1 protein-coding gene is annotated in these 394 nt (G+C 34.0%); it reads left to right on the plus strand.

The genetic code is table 11. The features are described from left to right. Window positions 1–394 (plus strand): immunoglobulin-like domain-containing protein (locus AACQ14_RS23245; RefSeq protein ID WP_339365938.1); only part of this gene is annotated, 394 nt, incomplete at both ends.

Raw genomic sequence — 394 nt, forward strand, 5'->3', positions numbered from 1 at the left:
AGATATAACAGAAAATATAGTGGTGACTATAACTAAAGATGGTAGCCTTTTAGATGCAATATCTACAAATGAGCCAGGAACATATATCTATCACTATAATGTATCTGACGAAAAAGGTAACAAAGCAGATGAAGTAACAAGAACAGTAATAGTAAAAGATGATGAAGAAGCTCCAGTAATAACCCTAGTAGGAAATGATAATGAAGAAATAACCTATGGAGGAACGTATACAGATGCAGGAGCAACAGCATTAGATAATAAAGATGGAGATATAAGTGAGAACATAGTAGTGACTATAACTAAGAACGGTGAAAATGTTGGTGAAGTATCTACAAATGAGCCAGGAACATATATCTACCACTACAATGTAACTGATGAAAAAGGCAATCAAGCC

Source organism: Vallitalea maricola (assembly GCF_036985595.1).
GTDB classification, from domain to species: Bacteria; Bacillota; Clostridia; order Lachnospirales; family Vallitaleaceae; genus Vallitalea; species Vallitalea maricola.